The sequence below is a fragment of the Pedobacter sp. genome, from assembly GCF_040513095.1.
Classification (GTDB): Bacteria; Bacteroidota; Bacteroidia; order Sphingobacteriales; family Sphingobacteriaceae; genus Pedobacter.
In genome coordinates, this window is record NZ_JBEVDX010000101.1 from 18,704 (window position 1) to 37,310 (window position 18,607).

Sequence of the window (18,607 nt, forward strand, 5' to 3'; positions counted from 1 at the left end):
TCATGATTTTAAAATGAATATTAGGGTGAAAAATTGCGTGTACTAGCTCGTCAGACGGGAATGTCCCTCACAGAATCAAGGGCCGATTTTTGGTAATGTATTGCTGGTGAAATAGCCAGGAAAAGAATAGCTCCAACCAGCATGATACAAATAAGTACATAATAATCGGTAGCAGTTTTTAAAATAGATTGCTGGTCGATGCTATTTTTTAACAGCATATTTGCGCCCTCATCTGCCATTTGATGATCACTATACCGCCCGTTCAGGAGCTGCTGATATATATTAAGCCTTGATTGGGCAAGCGTTGTTTCCGCTGAAAGATCAAAACGGTTGGTATGTGTTTGCGCCCCGAACAGCTGAAAATAATTGATGAGTGCAATACTTAGTAAAGAACTGAAAAATCTGAAAGAAACTGCCGTTGCAACAGCGGTGGGGCCTAATTCTTCCGGAACCGTAGTAACCATAAAGACAATAATTGGCGTAAGCAATAATCCTGTGCCTATACCCTGGATGAGTAAAGGCAAAATGAAGGCAGACTCATCAGCCTGTGTACTAAACATAAATATCATCCAGCCATGATGCAGCAATACAAACAATAGACCATTGATCCATATCAGCCTTGGCGGAACTTTCTTCAACAACATCCGCGATGAAATTATTGTACCTATAATTGCCCCGGCCATATTGTAAATCAAAAAATACCCAAGGTGCTCCGGCGAAAATTTGAGGAACTGGCTCAAATAACCAGTACTGAAATTAAAGGCGCCCCTTGCGAGATACAGTACCACAAGCATGAAAATCCCCATCCTGTAACTTTTGAATTTGAAAATATTCATGTTCAGGTATGGCCGGGAGCTATATTTTTGCCGCAGGACATGAGTACAGAGCCCCAGTAGAAACAGAGCCATGGAAAGACGTACTTTTGCGCTGGACAGCCAATTGAGCTGCTGACCATAGGTAAGCGTATAGGAAAGTGCAACCAGCATTGTGGCGTAGATAATGAAGCTTCTCCAATCAGGGGAAGGCAGGCTTACTTTAGGAGACAACCTGTTACCGTTGAGGATCAGGTAACCAAAAATGCCCCCGGGTATAAAAGCAAATGCGCAATAGAGGTAGAACTGGTTATAATCAACCTGATCAATAAACGGCCCGGTCAGTAAAATTGTAAGCGGAGAAATACACAGGAGGATGCAGTAAACAACAGAATAGCCTATTTCTCTTGATCTTTCAGTTTTTAATATGTTAAATATCAGTGATATACTGATGGCAACCAGGCTTATGTTTGCTGCGCCCTGGATAAATCTGATGATCAGCAGAAGCATAAAGTCGCGCGTCAGATAGGCCGCATATGCTGTAATAACCTCTGCCAGCAAACTGATCAATAGATAATCCTTTGTTGCAAAAAATCCTGAACAGTGCCTCTCCAGAGGAAAGAAACTAACAAGGCCGGCATATAATATGATCAGGGAAAACTGAGCATCATTTGGATCAATACCGTAAAATCCACAGGCTGCACTTACATTCGCAGTTGAAATTGAGAACAGCAACAAATTCGGTATCAATAGCATAAAAATGCAAATCCTTATACCCCATTCGGGAATTCCGCTTTTAAAAATCTCCTGCCTTTCCATCTATCGGATTACTTTAACTGTTGCGTTCATGCCTGAGCGCAGTAAACTGTTGTTTTCTTTGGGATCTGAGAAAATGATCTTCACGGGAATACGCTGAACCACCTTAACAAAATTACCTGTCGCATTATCGGGAGGGAGCAGCGTAAAGCTTGATCCCGTGCCTGGAGAGAACGACTCGATTTTCCCATGCAGGGTCTGATCAGGATAGGCGTCCGTAACAACCAATACGTCCTGTCCATATCGCATGTGGGATAACTGGGTCTCTTTGAAGTTTGCAATAACCCATTTCCCGGATCCTGCATTGACAATACTGGCCAGTGTCTGGTTGGCCTGGATGAACTGTCCGGTTTGAATGGTCTTTCTGCTGATTGTACCCTGGTGCGGAGCCTTAATAACGGTATATGAAAGATCCAGTTCAGCCTGCCGCTGCAGTTCCCTTTTTCTTTTGATTTCTGCAAGGATGCCCGCTTTCTGAGCTCTGTAGTCGTTTATCCTGGCCAGTGCAGCCTGGTAACTTCCCATTGCAGCAGTATATTCCGAACCAGATACGTCCAGCTGTTCTTTTTTGGTTTCCATCTGCTGTGCAGTTGCCGACTCCTCGGTGACTAATCTGGTGTATCGTACATAATCCTGTTTTGCCCGTTTAAATTTGGCTTCGGCTGCACTGATCTGGAATTTTGCAACTGCGGCAAGTTTTTCGGCAGTTTCGGTAGTCTTTTCAAGCACGTCAATCTGTGCAAGGGCACTATTGACTGCTTCAATCGATTCCGATTGTTTTGATTTATATTGGTCATCTTCAATGATGATCAGGGTGTCACCTTTATTGACGCGCTGATTCTCTTCATACCTGATTTCTTTGATATAACCATTCACACGGCTTACTACAGGAGTGATGTATTCCTGTATCTGGGCATCATTTGTCTCTTCATAATTCAACACATCTAAAGTCAGCATTATAGCTTTATAACCGAGAAATATCAATATCAGGATTGCTACCCATGAAGTTATTCTTGTGACTAGCCTGTCGGTCGTTGTAAGGCTGGGGCTGGTGTTTTCCATAGTTAGAGTTTTCCTATTGTTTTTTGTAGCTGGTAAAAATGAAACTGTCCTTCGATCTCAGCTACCGTTAAATCAAACCTCGATTCCAGAAGTTGTACGTCTGCATCCAGGTAATCTGTCATCAGTGCAGTCTGGTTCAGATAGCTGCTCTTTAAAATTCTCAGGTTTTCGGTAGCCTGTATAATATTTTTTTTAGAAACCCTGATGCGTTCTATATCTTCCTGCAGCTGCAGGAAATCCTGTTTCACATGTTCTTTGATTTCGTCCTCACGTGCTGAATGTTCGAGTGCTGATTTTCTCAGTTCCAACGCTGCTTCGGCAACCCTATGCTTGTTCTTATATAGGGCCGATAAAGGATATGATGCCTTTAATCCGACTGTGCCAAGGCTATAAAGCGAAAGTGCATAGGGATATAACCTGCCCTGGGGATAACTGTACAGGTAATTGGCAAACACGCTGATTTCCGGAAGAATGTTAGCTTTAACAAGCTTTAAGTTTAGCTTTCTGAGACTTTGCTCCTGTCTTGAAATATTGAGTTCGAATGCATTGTTCATGGCAATTGAAACGTAATTCTCGTAACTGTCAAGAGCAGGTTCTGTCAGGTTGATGCTGTCTGATGGATCAATCATCGTCTCTTCTGGCAGACCCATTAAAATTCCAAGTTTTTGAGAGTGCAGCGCTATGTCGTTATGGATCTGTGTATACTGGAGTTTCTGTTTGGAAACTTTCAATTCTGCCCGTAATACATCGCTCTTAAGCACAACCCCATTTTTGTAAAATACCCTGATCTGCGCAATTACTTTCTCCTGTTCGTTTATATCGCGGGCTATAATCTGAAGGAATTTTTGGTCGCGGATAATATTCAGGTAATAGCTGCTGGCCAGTAGCTTGATTTCTCCTGTTGTCAAATTAACCTTATTTTTGATGAGGTCCTGATTGATGGCTGCGGCCTCCATATTCCGTTTGAGTCTGCTTCCGTTATAAAGAAACATGTTGGCTGTGGTACCCAGGCTGTATGACGTGCGGGCCAGGGGGTAATAGGTGGCCTGGTGAAACAAGCCATTTTCATATTGTGGTAGTTTGCTGAACTTTGCATATTCTCCGTCAAGGGAAATGTCAGGGAGCTTTTCTGCTCTGGTAGATTCCAATCGTTCAGCATTTTGTAATAAGTTGAGTTTTTCCAGATTTATTGATTTGCTGTATAAGGATACGCTGTCCCACACCTGCGGAAGTGAATATTTTATTGTCTTTAGATTATCGTGCTGCTGCTGGGCCATTGCAATAAAGCCCTGCAGGCTTAAAAGCCCCAGCATATGATAAAATTTATTCATTAGGAGATAGTTTTATTTACGTGCATCTCCCGACAATTGCAAGTACAAGGCCAAGGGGGTAACCTGCTGACTGTTAAATTTTTATGTGATATTTTATGCAAATGGTGATTCCGATATCTCGTGATTTCACGAATGTGTATTTAATGGTAGCCGGGCAGGATGGATTGGATTAAGGAAATCTTCATCGTGAATTGACGATATACAGTAAGGTAAAATATTGTATAAACCACGCAAAATGCTGATCTTTAAGATATTGTCAAATGGTCTGCTTATTGGGGACTGTCAGTCAGGTTGATAATTCAGCACAGAAAAATGAAAAACATTACAGTCTTTAACATAATTTTATTCATCCTGCTGATCCCGGTCAGTCTTTTCGCTCAGTCTGCGCAGGATAGTAAATCAAGCCATCTCAATCAGCTTCAGCAAAAATTTGTAGACCTGCGCTTCGGCATGTTTATCCACTATAATATACCTACTTATGCCAATGCCGACTGGCCCGATCCGGATGCATCAGCACAACTCTTCAACCCTAAAAAACTCGACGCCGGGCAGTGGGCAGATGCCGCCAAATCAGCAAACATGACTTATGGTTGCCTGACAACCAAACACCACAGCGGATTTTGTATCTGGGATACCAAAAGCACAGATTATAATGTGATGAACAGCCCTTACGGAAAGGATGTGGTAAAACAATTTACAGAGGCATTCCGCGCCAGGGGTTTAAAGGTCATGTTGTACTATTCGATTCTGGATACGCACCATAAACTGCGGCCTAACCAGATTACCCCTAAGCATATCGATATGATCAAACAGCAGATCACTGAATTGCTGACGAATTACGGGAAAGTTGAGGCACTTATTATCGACGGCTGGGATGCCCCCTGGTCAAGGATCTCCTATGATGATGTACCTTTCGAGGATATTTATACCTTAATAAAAACCTTGCAGCCGGATTGTCTGGTCATGGACCTCAATGGGGCAAAGTATCCCGGAGAGGGTCTTTATTATACGGATATCAAAACCTATGAAATGGGTGCCGGTCAGCGGATGAATAAAAACAACAAGCCCATGCCTTCCCTGGCCTGTCTGCCAATCAATACTTCCTGGTTCTGGAAAACTGATTTTCCAAATGTTCCGGTAAGAAGTCCCCGTGAAATTGTAGACAGCCTGATTACGCCTTTAAATAAAGTGAGCTGTAATTTTATCTTAAACGTGGCGCCTAACAGAGATGGTTTGATTGATGAAAATGCCATCACGTCGCTGAAGGAGGTAGGGAAAATCTGGAAAAATAATGCTGCCATTACTCATTTACCAGCGCTGCCCCTGCCCGTAATTTCGAGCAATATGGCAATCAATCAACCCGCTAACTCCAGCTGGAGTGATGACATGAATATTTCGGATTTTGCCAATGATGACAACTACAACACTTCATGGGTATCCGCTAAAACAATAGAAAAACCCTGGCTCGAAGTAGATCTTAAGAGGGAAAAGGGTATCAACATGCTGGTAGTAGCGGAAAAAGAAAACAATGTCTATGAATATGTTCTTGAATGCTGGAATGGCAGAGAATGGAAGACTGTTTTCCGGGGCCTGAACCGGGACCGGATCAAGATTCACCGGTTTGAAAGATTATGGACCAGTAAAGTCAGGATCAGGATACTCAAATCCGTTCGCCAGGCATCCATAGCAGAGATTCAGGTTTTTGATGAAAGAAGATAATGCCTGCGGTCCGGATATTTCCTCTCCTGCTGCTGCTGCTATTGACTGCACCAGTGTTCTCTGCAGGGCAGCAGATCAAATCCCAGAAGGATGTTCAGCAAGCTGAAACAAAGATTTTATCATTAAAGGACGATCAGAAAAGGGATGAACTGCTTCTGGACATCGGAAGGTATTACCTCAACCTGCAGGGTGAAATCAAATCTGATTTGTTAAAAGCGCTGGATTTTGAAAAACAGGCCTTCGCACTGGCTAACAGGATCCATTATCAAAGGGGCCTCGTCTTAAGTTTTCTGCTCAAAGCAGACATACTCAGGGAATCCGGAGATTTGGTAACTCCGGCAAAGATCATTCATCAGGCTATTGGCTATGCTTCCAGTCATGGAATGTTGGCAGAGCTGGCTGCTGCCTACGATACGATGTCGGGCGTGTATGGAATTGAATCGATAGCTGATGTACACAGCAAAATAACTTACAGCAGAATGGCTGTAACCTATTACAGCCTTGCAGGTGACCGCAGGATGCAGGCGCGGAAGTACCAGGATATCGGTGAATATTACGCATTGATAGGCAATAGTATAAAAGCGGTGGAACTTCTGGATAGTGCCCTGATAGTTTTCAAGTCTGTGGGGCACAAGGAGCTTCAGGGTGTTTATAATAACCTTTGTATTTCCTATACCAGCATGGGCGATTATGGGAATGCGCTTAAAAATGGTTTACTGGCCGAAAAAACGGCTATGCTGGTAGGGGATAGTTCGCTGCAGAAAAGTGCAATATTCAATCATATCGGTATCATCTACCATAATCTGGGCAGTTATGAGAAAGCTTATAGCTATTTTCTGGAAGCAAAACGCATTGCCGAGAAATACCACGACATAAACTACATCCAAACCATCATTCCCAATCTGGTTAATACCGCCTACAGGCTGAAACGGTATCAGCTGGGCATAAGTTATCTTGAGCAGATGGAAAGACAATATCCGGCAAGGACTGACCGTGCAAAAATCCGTTACGCCCTGACTTTTGCAAATGCCTATCTGGAATGGGGACAGGCTGGAAAAGCCGAACCTCACTATACAACGTTGTATAAGTTAAGCAGGTCGCTGCCCAAAGATGACTATGACCTCATCAGTATTAAAAAAGTGATCCTGAAAAAACTCATCACTGATCATCAATTTGAAGAGGCCAGACCATATATGGCTTATATGCAGCAGCAATTGAAAAGAAGTCCGAACATAGATTACAATGCAAAACTTGAATACTTTATGTATATGGCGGATTCTGCATCAAATCAACTTGTATCAGGAGTTGAGCATCTCAAACGTTTTAAAAAATATTCCGATTCCGCTTCAAATGTACAGAAGGCCAGGCAAATTGCCGTTCTGGATATTGAATATGAAACCGCAAAGAAAAATAAGGATATTGCTCTGCTCAACCAGAAGAACCAGCTTCAGGAAGCGCGCATTCAAAGTGAAGAGTCTGCAAGATATGCCTTTATTATCGGTCTCATAGCCGCATGCATCATCATCACTATTTTGTACAACCGCTACCGCCTTAAAATCCGCAGTAATCTGCAGCTTGAGCAGAAGCAGAATGAGATCAATGGTAAAAACACACAGCTTACCAGCCTGCTGGGAGAAAAAGAATGGCTTCTCCGGGAAATCCATCACCGGGTAAAGAACAACCTGCAGATTGTCATCAGCCTGCTGAACACACAATCGTCGTATCTGGATAATGAAGATGCAAAGGTGGCCATACAAAAGAGCCAGAACCGCATGTTTGCCATGTCTCTTATTCACCAGAAACTGTATCAGTCCAATAACCTTTCCAGTATAGACATGAACTGGTATATCAGGGAACTGGTTGGTTATATGGCAGAATCCTATGCTATGGACAGTAAGATTCAGTTTGTGCTGGCTACAGAACCCATTCACCTTAATGTTGCACAATCGGTGCCACTTGGACTCATCCTCAATGAAGCAGTCAGCAACTGCATTAAATATGCGTTTCCTGGAAACGTAGAAGGTAAGATCTACATCAGCTTTGTTATTGACGATGATCGCTGCACGCTGAAGATCTCAGATAATGGCATTGGTTTACTTCCTGATTTTGATTTCAGTGAGATGAAATCTTTAGGAATGAGTTTAATGGTTGGCCTGGCAGAACAGCTAAATGGTATCCTTAGTATAAGGAATGAAGATGGTGTGGTGCTGGAAATTTCCTTTACCAGGCAAATTGCTGTTTAGCAGTAAAGCACCTGAAGTGATTTACTGCTTGCTGGTAATTCTTAGCTCTGCAATATCAACCTGCATTTCCTCACTGCGTATAGCCTCATCAGAATAGTTTTTGGCTTTGCGTAAATGGTAAAGCTCCGACCGCTGCACCTGGTAAATATCTTTGAGTACACGTTTGTAAACATGTAACTCTTTCTGATCTTTCACAGCGCATTCCATGCAGTCCAGCTTCAGGTGGTTGTGTTTGAGATGGTTTTCCAGGTCTACTTTAACCCCCACGAGCAGGGCATTGTCCTTAAGTTCCAACTGATGTTTTTCCTGGAGCTGCTTCAGGGCTACCTGGGTTAATTTCAAGCGTATCTCTGTTTCCTGCTGTTCTTCGGGCATCATCGGATCAATCTCTTTGATTTTTAATGCTTTGATGATTACAGGTAAAGTCAGTCCCTGGAAAACCAGTGTAACCAGTATAACCACAAAGGTGATAAAGATGATCAGGTTTCTTTCTGGCAATGGCTGTCCGTTATCCAGTGTAAGCGGCAGTGATAACGCCGCGGCAAGGGAAACCACACCACGCATACCTGCCCAGCCTATGACAAAGGAACCTTTCCAGCCGGGATGTGCTTCATTGTCCCTTACACTTTTAAATAACCAGCGAGGGATAAATGTGCCCGGATAAATCCAGATAAGTCTGATCACAATCACCAGGGCACTCACCAGAAGGCCGTATTTCCATGCCTGTGCAAGCGAGTATCCTTCAAGTCCCGCTACAATGGTAGGGAGTTCCAGGCCAATCATCACAAATACCAGTGCGTTGAGTATGATAGAAAGGGTCGACCATACGTTGAGTGTTTGCAATCTGCTTTGCCCGTCCGCAAAGATTTCGTGCGAACGATAGGAGAGGAACAGTCCTCCGCTCACCACTGCCATTACCCCTGAGAAATGAAACTCTTCTGCTGCAAGGTACATCAGGTAGGGCGATATAATCGTGAAAGCGGAATCAATACTTGCCGTAGTCGGCAGAAACCGGTGTATAAGATAGATGATATGGGCCACAACAAGGCCTACTACAATACCCATAACGGTTACCGTTACAAAACTGACTGATGCTTCCTGGAACGAAAATCCGCCTGCCGTTACAATCGCTGCCAGGGCAAATCTGAACACCGTTAAACTGGATGCGTCGTTCACCAGGCTTTCACCTTCGAGAATAGTAATGATCCTTTTGGGCACACGGATGTTTTTCAGTACCGCGGATGCAGCTATAGCATCCGGCGGAGAAATGATGCCCCCAAGCAGAAATCCTGTGGCCAGGGTAAAACCCGGAATAAAACTGGATACGCTATATGCTACAACGGTTGAAGTGAAAAATACCAGACCGAAGGCCAGCAGGGAAATCGGCCGTTTCCATTTCCAGAAATCATTCCAGGATGTCCACCAGGCAGCTTCATACAGAAGTGGCGGCAGAAAAATCAGGAAAATCAGATCCGGCTCAATATTAATCATGGGCATCCCCGGTATAACACTGATCACCAGCCCCGTGAGCACCAGAAATATAGGATAAGCAATCTTAACGCGGCGGGCAAGCAGGATCAGCAGAAAGGCTGCAGAAAGAAGTAAAAGGTATTGAAGTAGCGTATAATGCATATGGAAATTAAGATAGTGCAAATATTGAAATTCTCAAAATATTACAATTACCCCTCCAGTCTTTATGACCCTGTTGTTTAGTATATTATAAGATTACCGCTTATAATTTGATAACGAAATATCGTGATTTTACGACTAACATCATGTTGCAGGCTGGAATATCAAATTAGGTCAGCCAATATCAGCCCAATTTTTCCATCTCTGAAAGTGAAATCAAAAGTTCCTCCAATTTTGCCTTCAGGGAAATTGCCTGTAAATTCTACTTCCAGATGTGCGTGGAAATTATCTTTTACAACTAGCTCCAGCTTTCTGGTTTGCGTTTGATAACCTATAAAATAGCTGAGGAAGTATTCTTTGATGCCAATTTTTCCACTAAACTTCCTGCCCACCGAGGGATCGTCCAAAACTGCGTCCTCCGCGTAGAATTCCAGATATTTTTCTGTGTCGTAACTGTTGCCGACTTTGATCCATTCTCCGATAAATTTTTCTATATCCATATTTTTAAGGTAAGAGGCCGCGTTGCCCTGTGCTTTGGTATTGTTTATCCAAAGGTGATCTTTTAAAATATGGGCAGCTTCGCCTAAATTGTAAAATGTGTAACCGTTTCAACCGGGTTTTGCATACAACATTCGGGGATTTGCATACAGTCTTCCTGTCAGAATCAGCCACCTTTGACTATCAAATCATTACTATGGAAATCAAGAAAATAAAATTGGGAAACCAGGGACTGACCGTTCCGCAAATAGGTTTAGGCTGCATGGGTATGACCGGCTTTCAGGAAGGCAATATGTATGGCAAGGCAGATGAACAGGAAGCTATTGCAACCATTCACAGGTCATTGGAACTTGGCGGTAATTTCTTAGATACTGCCGACCTGTATGGGCCCTTTAAAAATGAACAGCTGATTGCAAAAGCAATTGATGGCCAACGTGATCAATACATTATCGCCAGCAAATTCGGATGGGAAATCGATGAGAACGACAATGTGACCTGGGCTATAAACGGCAAAAAAGAATACGTAAAAAAAGCTGTGGAACGTTCATTAAAACACCTCAATACCGACTACATCGATTTGTATTATATGCACCGGCTGGATAAAAATACACCTATCGAAGAAACTGTTGAAGCCATGGGCGAGCTGGTGAAAGAAGGTAAGATCGGCTACATCGGCCTGTCAGAAGTTTCTTCTGAAACCGTAAGAAGGGCTCATGCAGTTCATCCGGTCACAGCTGTACAAAGTGAATACTCTTTATTTGAGCGTACCGTGGAAGAAAGGGGCGTGTTGCAAACATTAAGTGAACTGGGAATAGGTTTCGTTGCTTACTCACCCTTGGGCAGGGGATTCCTGTCAGGGGAGATCCGCAGCATTGATGACCTGCCGGAAGATGATTTCCGCCGCGCAATACCACGTTTCCAGAAAGAATATTTCTACAAAAACATTGAGCTGGTTAAAGCAATTGAAGCGCTGGCCAAAGAAAAAAGCGTTACTTCTTCACAACTGGCATTGGCCTGGATCATCAGTAAGGGTATTCTGCCGATTCCAGGTACCAAACGCCGCAAATATGTAGAACAAAACATCGCTGCCAGCACTATTGAACTGAGCGAGGCAGATCTTGCCCGGCTCGACACCATTGTGCCACTGGGTACTGATACTGGTAAACCCTATGACGAATTCAGTATGGGCCTGATTGATTAACGTTCTTCTTTATAATTAATGTATTAATTTCGTACTATGAATGCTATCAATTCTGTTTCTGAGTTTCACAGGTTATTGTCTTTGCCTTCCCCGCGGCATCCGCTGGTTAGCGTGATCAATTTGTCAGAATCCATATTTCTTGATGACGAGGTCTGGAAAGGTTTTGTAAACAGGTTCTACTGTGTAGCCTTAAAAAGAGAAGCAACAGGCAAGATCAGGTACGGTCAGCAGCATTATGATTATGATAAAGGCGTTTTAAGTTTTACGGCACCCAATCAGGTGCAGTATCTGGATATACATAATATGGAATGCGGCTCGGGCTTTTTGCTGATTTTCCATCCGGATTTCCTTTTAAAACATGCTTTGGCAGGTAGCATCAATAATTATGGGTTTTTCTCTTATGCAGTCAATGAGGCACTGCATCTGTCTGCAGAAGAGGAGGACGACCTGATTACCATCCTGAATAAAATTGATAAAGAATGTGCACCCATTGATAAACACACACAGGACATTATCCTGTCGCAAATTGAACTGCTGCTCAACTACTCCAACCGGTTTTATGAGCGGCAGTTCATTACGCGTAAAAATAATAACTCTGAACTATTGGCGAAATTTGAACAACTGGTTGATCATTATTTTGATAACAATGATACAGCGCAATATGGTCTGTTAACAGTGCAGCACATCGCCGGTCAAATGAACCTGTCCCCCAACTACCTGAGCGATTTGCTGCGGGTGCATACCGGGCAAAACACACAGCAGCATATACACGAAAAATTAATTGACAAAGCAAAGGAAAAGCTTTCTGCCACGCAATTAACGGTCAGTGAAATCGCATTTGCGCTGGGTTTTGAACACGCGCAATCCTTCAGTACGCTTTTTAAGAAGAAAACGCAGATGTCGCCCATGAGGTTCCGTCAGATCTTTCAATAAGCAGCTAAGACATAGCTCCAGCGATGTTTGATGACAGGTCCTGGCCGCTAATCTACTTTGAAGCCCTGCACATTTTCCTGTATATATTTTTCTCCCTCAACGCTGCTGGCCACAACATCTTTAAGGACTATATTTTTTACCGGCAATTCTTTTTGTGCAAGTATTCTTGATACAAACTTTACGTCAGCTGCCATAATGTGTTCCAGAAACACATCCTCTATTGGCGTAAGTCGCTTCTCATAAGTTGGAACCAGCGTACGCCACTGATAAAGTACATCAGTTTCTATTCCCAGAATGCCCAGGTCGATTTTTCCGGATTTGATATGGCTGGCATAAATGTTCTTTACATAACCACCCATTCTTTCATTCGTTTTGATGAAAATCAGGTGGTCCAGTTTAGCGCCGTTGAGTACCTCACAGCTGTCGATAAAAACATTTTCGATCCCTCCCGACAATTCACTTCCGATGGCTACCAGCTGATGCCCGTTTTTTACAGTGCAGTTGCGGATCACTACATTTTTTGAGGGAGTTTTATAGATCCAGCCTTCTGGATTTCTGCCTGATTTGATCGCGATAGCGTCATCGCCCTGATCAAACGTACAATTTTCGATCAGCACATTCTGGCTCATTTCAGGATCAACCCCGTCGTTGTTATGTCCGTGAGCATATACTTTTATATTCCTGATCACCACGTTTTTCGACAGGTAGGGGTGTACTGTCCAGAAAGGACTGTTGGTGATTGAAATGCCTTCTATAAGTACATTTTCACATCGGTTGAACTGTATAAATTGCGGGCGCAGATTGGCGGTGTCGTTCACCATTTGCCTGTCTTTCAGAGGTGTTCTGTTCCAGGATAGATTATAAAGTCTTTTAATGCTTTCCATATGGGATTTAGGACGGGCAAACCATTTCTGCCAGACCTCCATTTTTGCCTTGATTTCTCCCTGGCCTGTCAGCGCAACATTTTTGCAGCCGTAAGCGTAAATAAGTGGCGAGTAGTTCATGCATTCCATACCTTCCCAGGTAGATGACACTGCCGGAAGGTAGTCGGCAGGATTGCCCGAAAACAGCAGTACCGCCCCCTTTGCCAGGTGCAGGTTTACGTTGCTCTTCAGATGTATTTTTCCTGTTAACCATTCCCCGGGCGGGATGACTACCACGCCTCCGCCAACGGAGTTCGCTTTGTTGATTGCCAGCGCAATGGCCTTGCTGCTGAGTTCCTGATTGCCGGCTTTCGCTCCAAAAGAAGTAACCGCGAAAGAATCGCATTTACTAAAATTAGGTACCTGGATTGCAGGCATGCGAAAAGGTGCTTTAACTGCAATCGCATCAATGGACACCGATTTGGGAACTTTAAAGGAAAGAATCAGCGCAGCCCCGCAGAGGATCGTAATCAGGAAAGAAAGTTTGTATCTGGTCATACTGGAAATATAAAGACAATTCAGGATATTTTACTGATACTGAATGTTTTTATTATACAGCAGTCTTCAACAACAATCTTCTGCCCATGATTTTGCGGATCAGCAGTCTGAGCTTAGCCTCGTAATCTTCTTTTAACCACTCTGTGTAATTTTTAGTCACCCTTCCAAGGCATTTTGCATACTGCTTGATGCGCCAGTCAATTTCGCGTGAAAGCTCGTCTGCCAGTGCCACTGCTTCAGCAATGCTATCGCTATTATCAGCGCACATCAGCGCATGCTGACGGATGGAATCCCTAATCACGATTTTAGGCTTCAGGCCATTATCCAGTGCAGACTGATGCGCTCCCTGCACATCAAAAGATATCTCCAAACTATTAGGGAACAAGGTACGCATATCTGAAGAAATCTGGTGTGCCTGGTAACTCGTTTGGGTACTTAGGCTTGCATAGAATGCCTCCGGGTTTTCAAAAACAAAGTTCCAGTCAATTTCAGCATTCCATTCGCCAAAGCGGTCGGTATTGTTTCCAAGATCGATGATTGTAAACGTCTTCTTTTGCGGGAGGCGCCTGGAGCCACGGCCGATCATCTGGTGATAAAGCGTTAAGGAAGTGGTTGCGCGGTTCAGAATTACCGTTTGTATAGTCGGCTCATCAAATCCTGTTGTTAAGATAGAAACGGAAGTCAGTATTGCTCCTTTGGTTTTTTTAAACCATTTCAGGATCTCTGTTCTTTCTGCCGGTGCTGTCTGATTGTCCAGATGCCGGATGGGATAGCCTAAGGCAGTGAACACGTCATAAACCTTCCTTGATGTGAAGATACCGTTATTAAAAATGAGTGTCTTTTTGTTTTTGGAATGCGCGTCAAAAGCATGCAGCAGTAAATCCAGCATTGGCTGCGAGGCGTAAAGCTCGTCGGATGTACTCACAGTAAAATCCCCATGGAGTCCTGTTTTGAGGGTATTCAGTTCAACATCATATCGCCAGGTAGTTGGCTTTGCTAAATAGCCCTGACTGATCAGCGATCCTATCTGTTCACCGATCACCAGTTCATCATAGTTTTTGCGCATAGGCAAATTGATATCTGAACTTAAGGGGGTAGCGGTTACACCTATGATGGCCGCATTTTTAAACTTGCCTAACAGCTTTTGGAAGGAGTTGTGGTGTGCTTCATCTACAATGATCAGGCCTATTGAATTGGTATCAATCAATCCGTCATCTATACGGTTGTTCAGTGTTTCTACCATGGCCACATAACAGGGATAGGCCTCTTTCCTGGAAATCTTTTTAACCTCACTGTTAATGATCTTATTAGAAATACCAGACATTTGCAATGCCGCAGAGGTCTGTCTGCAAAGCTCTATCCGGTGCGTCAATACGATTACTTTCTGATGGTATTTATTAATGTACCTGCCTGCAATTTCTGAGAAGATTACTGTTTTTCCTCCTCCCGTTGGCAGTTGGTAAAGCAGCCGGCACTGGTCCCTGCAGTTTTCCAGTTTCTCAAAAAGCGTATTTATATCGTGTTCCTGGTAATGGTATAGTTGTTTTGTTGGCATGTAGATAGCTTGAAATTGAAAAGCATAAACTCGTGGCAACAAAGAATGTTTGGGCAATCAGTTAAAAAAAATATTTATAACATGATCTGCTTCTCTCTTTCCCTGTATAATGAAGGCGATATATCCATGTACCGCTTATAGAAGCGCGAAAAATACGACTGTGATTCAAAATTAAAAAGATAGCTGATCTCTGCTATGCTGAGTTCAGTGTGTATCAGAAGTTGTGCTGCTTCTTTAGCTATCCTTTCGTTCATCAATACACCCGGGGGCTTCCCTGCAACGGATTTCACTGTGTCTATCAAATGATTCTTGGAAACATTTAACTGCGCCGCATAATCATCAAGATTACGCGGAGGTATTGGCTGGAATGATTTTACACTATTAAAGTCCCTGTCAAATAATTTAGTAAAAGCTTTTGTTAACCTTAAACCGGCATTGCTGTTATCCTGGATGGAAGAGTGGGGGCAGGTGGAATAGAGGCTTTGCGCCTTTTTCATAATGATGATCAGGAATGCCCGCATAATGTCAGCTTTAAACAGGCTATCCGATAAATACTCCTTTTCAATTTCCTGGAAGAAACCGTTAAAGTACTGGATCTCATCTTCTGTTAGCTGTATGGCGCCGATACCGTCAACCTGGAAGAAGGGGTAGTTTGCTATAAGCTCCGAGGCCAGCTGGTCCTGCTGAAAAAACTCAGCATCAAATATGCAGAAATATCCCGCATGATTATCGGCCTTGGCCTGCCAGGAAGTGATTTTTCCGGGCGACTCGAAACATAAAGTCCCTCGTTTTGCATAATACTCATGCAATCCAAACGATTTTATTCCTTCGCCGCCGGTAATAAGGTTCACCATAAAAAATTCCAGCCTGTTGGCAGGGACGACCTCCCGGCACTGATAACGGTAGTCGTCCCTCCGGTGGATCTCAAAATGACCAGGGCCGGTATAGCTGTGCTCTGGCTGTGAAACCACATCGGCAATCGGCCTGAAGTAGCCTTCCTTGAATGTCCCGGTAGTATAAGTTGGAATATCTTTATGGTTATACTTCATATACATAATCTAATATACTGTTATATTTTGGCTGCCAGCCTAATGTCTGCCTTGCTTTCAAAGAGGTACACCTGCTGTTGGAAGCCAATCCAAAGTGAACCATGTCGGCATTGCCAAAGAAAGAAACTGCTTCATCTATTGGTATGGAAAATGTTTCTTCTCCCTTGCCCATCTTTCTGCTGATCTCCTTTGCTATATCTTTCAGGCTTGCTTCGCCGTTTTCGGCATAATAAAGTCCACCTGCAATGCCGTTTTCAAGCATCTTTACGTAGAAATCACCTAAGTCCTCAATGTGAATGTTCGACCAGATGTTTTCTCCATTTTCTACCTGCACGCCCATCCCTTTTTCGTGGGCCAACCGATGAAGCAAGGGCAGTTGAATAGTTTCCTTGCGGAGTCCAAGCCCTTTACCATAAACCATTGTTGGCGCTATCACCATGGAACGAATACCTTCTTTTGAAGCCAGCAGTACATGATCATTCAGTGCCACCCATAATGTTCTCGCCAGATGTGGAATTTGGGGTACATCCTCATTGTAGATGAAATCCGACTTTTCGCCAAGGGCTTTGTCGCCCAGAATACTGGAACCTGTGGTATGTATAAATGTCTTGCCCGTGTTTTTAAGTGCATCAATAACGGTATCGATAAAGAAAGGATCCAGAACCGTAGCCGTGTTGATAACCGCATCTGCCATTTGGGCCTCCCTGCTAACCAACCCGGCGTCATCAATACTTCCGGTAACTGCCCGCATACCCAGGGCTTCAAGTTCTGCTGCGAGTTCAGGCTGCCGTACAAGTCCTGTGACCTCATAGCCCTTTTTCAGTAATAAATGAGCGATAGTACCGCCGATATATCCGTTGGCACCAGTAATAAAAACTTTTTTGATAGTCATGATCGAGGTTTTTGATATAAATTAGTATACCTCAAAGATCCAGTTATGCGGAGATCAGCGTTAGTCTGTTAATCCGGAATGTTGTCATTTTATACGGAATGGGCAGCAGCATTCAAAACCTTTTCCTGTCCCCATGCGGCCATTTCACCCAGCACAGGCTTCAGGCTTTTTCCCAGATCCGTCAGGGAATATTCAACACGGGGAGGAATCTCCCTGAATTGTTGCCTGCTGATCAGTCCGTCCGCCTCCAGCTCCTTCAACTGTTCAGTCAGGACTTTTCTGGAGATTGATGGCATCCGCGCCGCTATTTCGCCAAAGCGCCTCGTATGATCGGAAAGGATATAGAGGATTATTGTCTTCCAACGGCCCCCGATTAACGCGATTGTTGCCGTCACAGGACAGGCTGTCTGATCTGTTTTTTCCATTAGTTACTTTTAGCTTACCACTATTTTCACTGTTACCATCAGGTAACCAGTTACTTTTTGAAATTCTTATTAGTTTCTTTGCGTAACAAAGATAATTATTCATTTTAATAAGGACAAACTATGATTTTAATAACAGGCGCTACAGGCCATTTTGGAAAAGCAGCCATCGATTCACTACTGGAAAAAGGAACAGCTGCCGGCGACATTATTGCGCTGGTTAGAGATGAAAGCAAAGCAGCAGAACTAAAAGAAAAAGGGATTCAGATCAAAGCTGGAGATTACCACGATTATGATTCTTTAAGAAAGGCTTTGAAAGGAGTGGATAAACTATTGCTTGTTTCGTCATCAGATCTGAACGACAGGCTAACCCAGCATAAAAACGTAATCAACGCGGCCAAAGAAAACGGCGTGACACAAATCGCTTACACCAGCATAGATATTGAAAGTTTTACCGCATCTGTGATCCCTGTCGTAAGTCAGATCCATAGCGATACAGCAGATTATCTGAAAAAAAGCGGTATAGCATATACACTGCTGAACGATACGTTATACGCTGATCTGGTACCGATGTTTGCCGGCGAAAAAGTTCTTGAAACTGGTATTTTCTTCCCAGCGGGCGATGGAAAAACACCATTTGTAGCAAGGGCAGAAATGGCTGAAGCCGCTGCCGTTGTACTTAGTACAGGAGGACACGAAAATCAGGAGTACGCAATCACGGCAGATACAGCGTATTCATTCAGCGAAATCGCCGCCATTATTTCGGAAATTACCGGTAAGGATGTACAATACCTAAAACCCGATGCTGATACTTACATCGCAGAACTCGTAAAAGCAGGAGTGCCTGAAGGCGATGCCGGATTTTTTGCAGGTTTCGGAGTAGCTATAGGTAAAGGCGAATTTGATACCAAGCGCAGTGATCTTGCCAAGTTATTGGGAAGAAAACCTCAGGGACTTAAGGAATTTTTAAAAACCATTTACGGATAGCTGCTTGAAAAGCCAGGTACAACTGGCTTTTCTTTTT

At 43.5% G+C, this 18,607-nt stretch carries 15 protein-coding genes; 5 read left to right on the top strand and 10 right to left on the bottom strand.

The genetic code is table 11. The features are described from left to right. Positions 1-50 precede the first annotated feature (50 nt). The 3 genes from ABWY16_RS12040 to ABWY16_RS12050 all read right to left on the bottom strand — a co-directional run bounded on the left by ABWY16_RS12040 (position 51) and on the right by ABWY16_RS12050 (position 4,021). Positions 51-1,562 (bottom strand): MFS transporter, encoded by a 1,512-nt coding sequence (locus tag ABWY16_RS12040; RefSeq protein ID WP_353904888.1) that lies wholly within the window; start codon positions 1,560-1,562, stop codon positions 51-53. 69 nt (positions 1,563-1,631) lie between these two features. After that, positions 1,632-2,690, bottom strand: a complete 1,059-nt coding sequence (locus ABWY16_RS12045; RefSeq protein WP_353904889.1) for an HlyD family secretion protein — start codon at positions 2,688-2,690, stop codon at positions 1,632-1,634. 2 nt (positions 2,691-2,692) lie between these two features. Then, complete coding sequence (locus tag ABWY16_RS12050; RefSeq protein WP_353904890.1) at positions 2,693-4,021, bottom strand: TolC family protein; 1,329 nt, start codon at positions 4,019-4,021, stop codon at positions 2,693-2,695. Between the two features lie 312 nt (positions 4,022-4,333). Between ABWY16_RS12050 and ABWY16_RS12055 the strand changes: the two genes are divergently transcribed. Next, the gene (locus ABWY16_RS12055) at positions 4,334-5,740 is read left to right on the top strand and encodes an alpha-L-fucosidase (protein WP_353904891.1); all 1,407 of its coding nucleotides are present in this window, start codon (positions 4,334-4,336) and stop codon (positions 5,738-5,740) included. After that, entirely contained in the window at positions 5,740-7,983 is a 2,244-nt protein-coding gene (locus ABWY16_RS12060; protein ID WP_353904892.1) for a tetratricopeptide repeat-containing sensor histidine kinase, read from the top strand. The genes ABWY16_RS12055 and ABWY16_RS12060 overlap by 1 nt, the downstream gene beginning before the upstream one ends. Positions 7,984-8,004: 21 nt before the next feature. On the opposite strand, the gene ABWY16_RS12065 is transcribed toward ABWY16_RS12060, so the two are convergent. Both ABWY16_RS12065 and ABWY16_RS12070 read right to left on the bottom strand, forming a co-directional pair. After that, positions 8,005-9,615, bottom strand: a complete 1,611-nt coding sequence (locus tag ABWY16_RS12065; RefSeq protein WP_353904893.1) for a Na+/H+ antiporter — start codon at positions 9,613-9,615, stop codon at positions 8,005-8,007. A gap of 161 nt (positions 9,616-9,776) precedes the next feature. After that, positions 9,777-10,112, bottom strand: a complete 336-nt coding sequence (locus ABWY16_RS12070) for a nuclear transport factor 2 family protein (protein WP_353904894.1) — start codon at positions 10,110-10,112, stop codon at positions 9,777-9,779. Positions 10,113-10,306: 194 nt separating this feature from the next. On the opposite strand from ABWY16_RS12070, the gene ABWY16_RS12075 reads away from it, so the two are divergent. Both ABWY16_RS12075 and ABWY16_RS12080 read left to right on the top strand, forming a co-directional pair. After that, on the top strand, positions 10,307-11,311 hold the full coding sequence (locus ABWY16_RS12075; RefSeq protein ID WP_353904895.1) for an aldo/keto reductase: 1,005 nt from the start codon (positions 10,307-10,309) through the stop codon (positions 11,309-11,311). Between the two features lie 36 nt (positions 11,312-11,347). Beyond that, on the top strand, positions 11,348-12,244 hold the full coding sequence (locus ABWY16_RS12080; RefSeq protein ID WP_353904896.1) for a helix-turn-helix domain-containing protein: 897 nt from the start codon (positions 11,348-11,350) through the stop codon (positions 12,242-12,244). 47 nt (positions 12,245-12,291) lie between these two features. On the opposite strand, the gene ABWY16_RS12085 is transcribed toward ABWY16_RS12080, so the two are convergent. The 5 genes from ABWY16_RS12085 to ABWY16_RS12105 form a co-directional block, all read right to left on the bottom strand. Beyond that, the gene (locus ABWY16_RS12085; RefSeq protein ID WP_353904897.1) at positions 12,292-13,665 is read right to left on the bottom strand and encodes a glycoside hydrolase family 28 protein; all 1,374 of its coding nucleotides are present in this window, start codon (positions 13,663-13,665) and stop codon (positions 12,292-12,294) included. Positions 13,666-13,717: 52 nt separating this feature from the next. Next, entirely contained in the window at positions 13,718-15,220 is a 1,503-nt protein-coding gene (locus tag ABWY16_RS12090; RefSeq protein WP_353904898.1) for a DEAD/DEAH box helicase, read from the bottom strand. Between the two features lie 74 nt (positions 15,221-15,294). Further along, positions 15,295-16,269: an AraC family transcriptional regulator gene (locus ABWY16_RS12095; RefSeq protein ID WP_353904899.1), complete on the bottom strand. Its 975-nt coding sequence runs from the start codon at positions 16,267-16,269 to the stop codon at positions 15,295-15,297. Continuing rightward, on the bottom strand, positions 16,259-17,161 hold the full coding sequence (locus ABWY16_RS12100) for an NAD-dependent epimerase/dehydratase family protein (RefSeq protein ID WP_353904900.1): 903 nt from the start codon (positions 17,159-17,161) through the stop codon (positions 16,259-16,261). Before ABWY16_RS12100 ends, ABWY16_RS12095 begins: the two co-directional genes overlap by 11 nt. Positions 17,162-17,250: 89 nt before the next feature. Then, on the bottom strand, positions 17,251-17,586 hold the full coding sequence (locus ABWY16_RS12105; protein WP_353904901.1) for a winged helix-turn-helix transcriptional regulator: 336 nt from the start codon (positions 17,584-17,586) through the stop codon (positions 17,251-17,253). A gap of 120 nt (positions 17,587-17,706) precedes the next feature. On the opposite strand from ABWY16_RS12105, the gene ABWY16_RS12110 reads away from it, so the two are divergent. Beyond that, positions 17,707-18,570, top strand: coding sequence for an SDR family oxidoreductase (locus tag ABWY16_RS12110; RefSeq protein ID WP_353904902.1), 864 nt, complete (start codon positions 17,707-17,709; stop codon positions 18,568-18,570). Positions 18,571-18,607 lie beyond the last annotated feature (37 nt).